This window comes from Planomonospora algeriensis (assembly GCF_977012225.1).
Genome location: NZ_CDRNDK010000561.1, coordinates 1 through 3,615, shown reverse-complemented (window position 1 = coordinate 3,615; position 3,615 = coordinate 1). Strand labels below are relative to the sequence as shown.

3 protein-coding genes are annotated in these 3,615 nt (G+C 72.4%); 2 read left to right on the top strand and 1 reads right to left on the bottom strand.

What is annotated here, in order from left to right; genetic code table 11:
- Positions 1-228: hypothetical protein (locus tag ACWJ6R_RS32425; protein ID WP_449065871.1), on the top strand; the 228-nt coding region annotated here is incomplete at its 5' end.
- Positions 229-262: 34 nt separating this feature from the next.
- Here ACWJ6R_RS32425 and ACWJ6R_RS32420 read toward each other — a convergent pair.
- Positions 263-3,217, bottom strand: a complete 2,955-nt coding sequence (locus ACWJ6R_RS32420; protein WP_449065870.1) for a response regulator — start codon at positions 3,215-3,217, stop codon at positions 263-265.
- A 173-nt stretch (positions 3,218-3,390) separates the two neighbouring features.
- Between ACWJ6R_RS32420 and ACWJ6R_RS32415 the strand changes: the two genes are divergently transcribed.
- On the top strand, positions 3,391-3,615 hold a 225-nt coding region (locus ACWJ6R_RS32415), incomplete at its 3' end, for a helix-turn-helix domain-containing protein (protein WP_449065869.1).

The window sequence follows — 3,615 nt, the reverse complement described above, 5'->3', positions numbered from 1 at the left end:
TTCCCCGCGGAGCCGGACGGCCGGACCGGGCTCAAGGCTCCGGAGCTCCGCGAGCCCGGCCATCGGACCCGTTCCGCGTCCGGGCCGGCCGGGAGCCGCCGCAGGCGCAAGCAGGCCGGGCACGGCGAGCGCCACCACGACTGGGTCTGGGAAGTGGTCGGTTTCCTCATCTGCGTCGCGATCGCGATGCTCGTCTTCTTCGCCGTTCCGACCATCGTCACCCCGTAGGGCGCGGCCGGCCGCCGTCACCTCGTGCGGCGCGTCACCTCGTGCGGCGCGACGCCTCGCCGTGCGCCGCGGGCTCCTGCTCCTCGCCGACGGCGGGGCGCAGGGTCCTGAGCGTGCGGCAGACGAGGTCGAGCTCCTCCCGCAGCGGCTGCATCGTCTCCACCGTGGCCGAGAGTTCTCCCGACCTGCCCTGCGCCTCCAGCCGGGCGCACAGTTCCGCCAGGGCGGTCGCGCCCATGTTGACGGCGGAGCCCTTCAGGCTGTGCGCCCGCTTCTCCACGTCCCCGGCGTGGCCCCGGGCGACGGCCTCCTCCAGTTCCTCCAGGGCGCTCGGGGCCTTGGCGACGAAGGAGGTCGCCAGGTAGTCGACCATCTCCCAGTCGTCCTCCCCCGCGTCCGGTCCGGCCAGCTCGTCGAGGCGCTCCCTGATGGACGTCTCGCGCGACGGCCGTTCGGACTCCTTAGGCGGCAGATCCGGCTCCTCCCCGGCCTGGGCGGCTCCCTCCGGAGGGGAGATGCCGCCGCCGGACACGCCCGCCGCCGGGGCGGGGCCAGCCGTACCGAGGCCGACCTGCGCGGGGCGCAGCGGTTCCAGGAGCTCGCCCAGTTCGTGCGCGCGCACGGGTTTGGCCAGGTAGTCGTCCATACCCGCGTTCCGGCAGGCCTCCTGGTCCTCGCCGAGCACGCTGGCGGTCAGCGCCACGATGTACGGCCGGGTCTCCGGCTGCTCGGCGCGGATCCGCCGGGTCGCCTCCAGCCCGTCCATGTTCGGCATGTGCATGTCCATGAGGATCACGTCGTAGGAGGTGCGCCGTACCGCCTCCACCGCCTGCGCGCCGTCGTCGACCGTGTCGACCCGGTGGCCGAGCCTGGCCAGCATGAGCTGGGCGACCTTCTGATTGACCGGGTTGTCCTCGGCGAGGAGCACGTTGAGGACGCCCTTCCTGGCGGCCCCTCCCGGCTCGGTCCCCTCCCGGCGCTCACCGGCCGTCTCCGCCTCGGAGGTCGCGGCCCCTCTGCGGGCTATCGCGCCCGCCATCTTCTCCCGCAGCACGGCGCTGCGGGCGGGCTTGGTGAGCACGGCGTCGAACAGTTCCTTCTGCTCCAGCCGGGCCCGCCAGTGCACGCTGGTCAGCAGCACCAGCGGCAGATCCCGGCCGACGGGCAGGTCGCGCAGCACACCGGCCAGCTGTTCCCCGCTCATCTCCGGCATGTGCATGTCCAGGACGGCGACGTCGTAGGAGCGGCCGCCGGTGACCAGGTCCACCGCCTCGCCCGGCGTGCCGACGTCGGTGCACACCATGCCCCAGTTCGCGAGCTGCAGCCGCAGGACGCGCCGGTTGGTCGCGTTGTCGTCCACGACGAGGGCGGACTTGCCGGCGAGCGCCACGGCGGCGGGCGTGGGCATGGACGCCGGGCACTCGGGGCAGCCTGCCAGCACCGCGGTCAGGGTGAAGGTGGAGCCGACGCCGACCTCGCTCTCGACCTCCAGGTCCCCGCCCATGGCCCGGGCGAGCCGCCGGCTGATCGCCAGACCGAGTCCCGTGCCCCCGTAGACCCGGGTGGTCGAGGAGTCCACCTGGCTGAACGAGCGGAACAACCGGTCCATGCGCTCGGCCGGGATGCCGATCCCGGTGTCCCTGACCGCCACCCGGAGACGGACCGGGCCGTCGTCCCGCTCCGAGAGCCGCTGCCCGTCCGCGGTGACGACGATCTCCCCCCGGTCGGTGAACTTCACGGCGTTGCTGAGCAGGTTGACGATCACCTGCCGGAGCCGCGTCACGTCGCCGCGCAGCGTCCTCGGGCAGTCCGGGCTGACGTCCCCGACCAGTTCGAGGCCCTTGCTCTCGGCCGCGAGGGCCATCAGCGCGAGCGTGCCCTCCACGCACTCCCGCACGTCGAACGGCTCGTCGTCGAGATCGAGCTGCCCCGCCTCGATCTTGGAGTAGTCCAGGATGTCGTTGATCACGGAGAGCAGCGCCTCACCGCTGTTGCGCACGGTGTCGGCGAGCTCCCGCTGGTCGGTGTCGAGGTCGGTCTCCAGCAGCAGGTCCGTCATCCCGATGACGGCGTTCATGGGGGTGCGGATCTCGTGGCTCATGGTGGCCAGGAACGAGGCCTTGGCCGCCGCCGCGGCGAGCGCCTCGTCCCGCGCCCGGGCGATGACCTGCACCGAGCCGTTGACGGCCTCGGCCATCTGGGCCAGCTCCACCGGCTCGGTCACCTGGGCGGGCCGGGTCACGTCACCGGCCGCGACCCGTCTGGCCGCGGCCGCCACCTCGTCCACGGAGCCGGTCACCTTGCGCGTCGCCCACCGCGCGGCGACGGCGACCAGCAGGGCCGCGAGCAGCGAGCCCCACAGGATGACGTTCCGGGTGTCGGCGGCGCTCTCGACGCTGCTGCGCTGCCGTAGCTCCAGCAGGCGCTCCTCCTCGGCCTCCATCTGGTTCAGCAGCGTCTCGATCTCGATCATGCTCCACGCGCCGCGATCGCTCAGGACGACGTCGCGGGCGGCCTGGAAGCTCTGCTCCCGGCGGAGGCGGATCGTCTCGTCGAGCGCATCGAGCCTCTCCTGCATCGGCTGCTGGAGCCTGGTGAGGGTCGTCTGCTGGCGGGGGTCCTCCCCGGTCATCCGCTGCAGGGCGGCGAGGTCCTCCTCGATGCGCGGGAGCGCCTGCCGGTACGGATGGAGGTAGCGGTCCTGACCGGTGATGAGGTAGCCGCGCTGCCCTCTCTCCGCGTCCTTGAGCCGGTCGCGGAGGTCCTCGATCCGGTCGATGGTCTGCTGGGTCTGCTCGACCGCTCTCCGCTCCTCCGCCAGCGCGCCGATGCGCATGTAGGAGCTGATCCCGATGACGGCGAGGGCGCCGAACGCGATGGCGTAGCCGACCGCGAGCAGCCTGCTCACCGTCCAGCCGCCCGTGCGCCGTCGTCCGCCGGTGCCCGTCGTCTGCCGTTCGGATGAGGGTGAGGGCGCGCCTGTCGCCATCAGAGCCTCCCGAGGGGACCGTCGCCTTCAGGCGACGGGGGAATCGGGAGCGGGAGGGCCGCCCAGGCCCGAGCGTGCCCTGACCTGTCAGATCCGCGCATCATGAACGTCCTTCCCGGTTTTACCGGCGCCAGCCGATATCGTGGTGTTATCGTTACCGAGCGTGATGGGGGGTGGATGTGCGCAGGTCCTACAAGTTCCTGCTGCGCCCCACCGCCCGACAGGCAGCCGCGCTCACCGCGTGCCTGGAAGACCACCGGCAGCTCTACAACGCCGCCCTGGAGCACCGCCGTACCGCCTACGCCAAAGCGGGCGTGAGCGTCCGCTACGGCGACCAGTCGGGCGAGCTGAAGCACATCCGCGCCGATGACCCCGGCGGGCAGGGCCGCTGGTCGTTC

Excerpts from the sequence above, each read along its gene's own strand:
- ACWJ6R_RS32420 (WP_449065870.1), bottom strand. The coding sequence starts at position 3,217 with ATGGCGACAGGCGCGCCCTCACCCTCATCCGAACGGCAGACGACGGGC.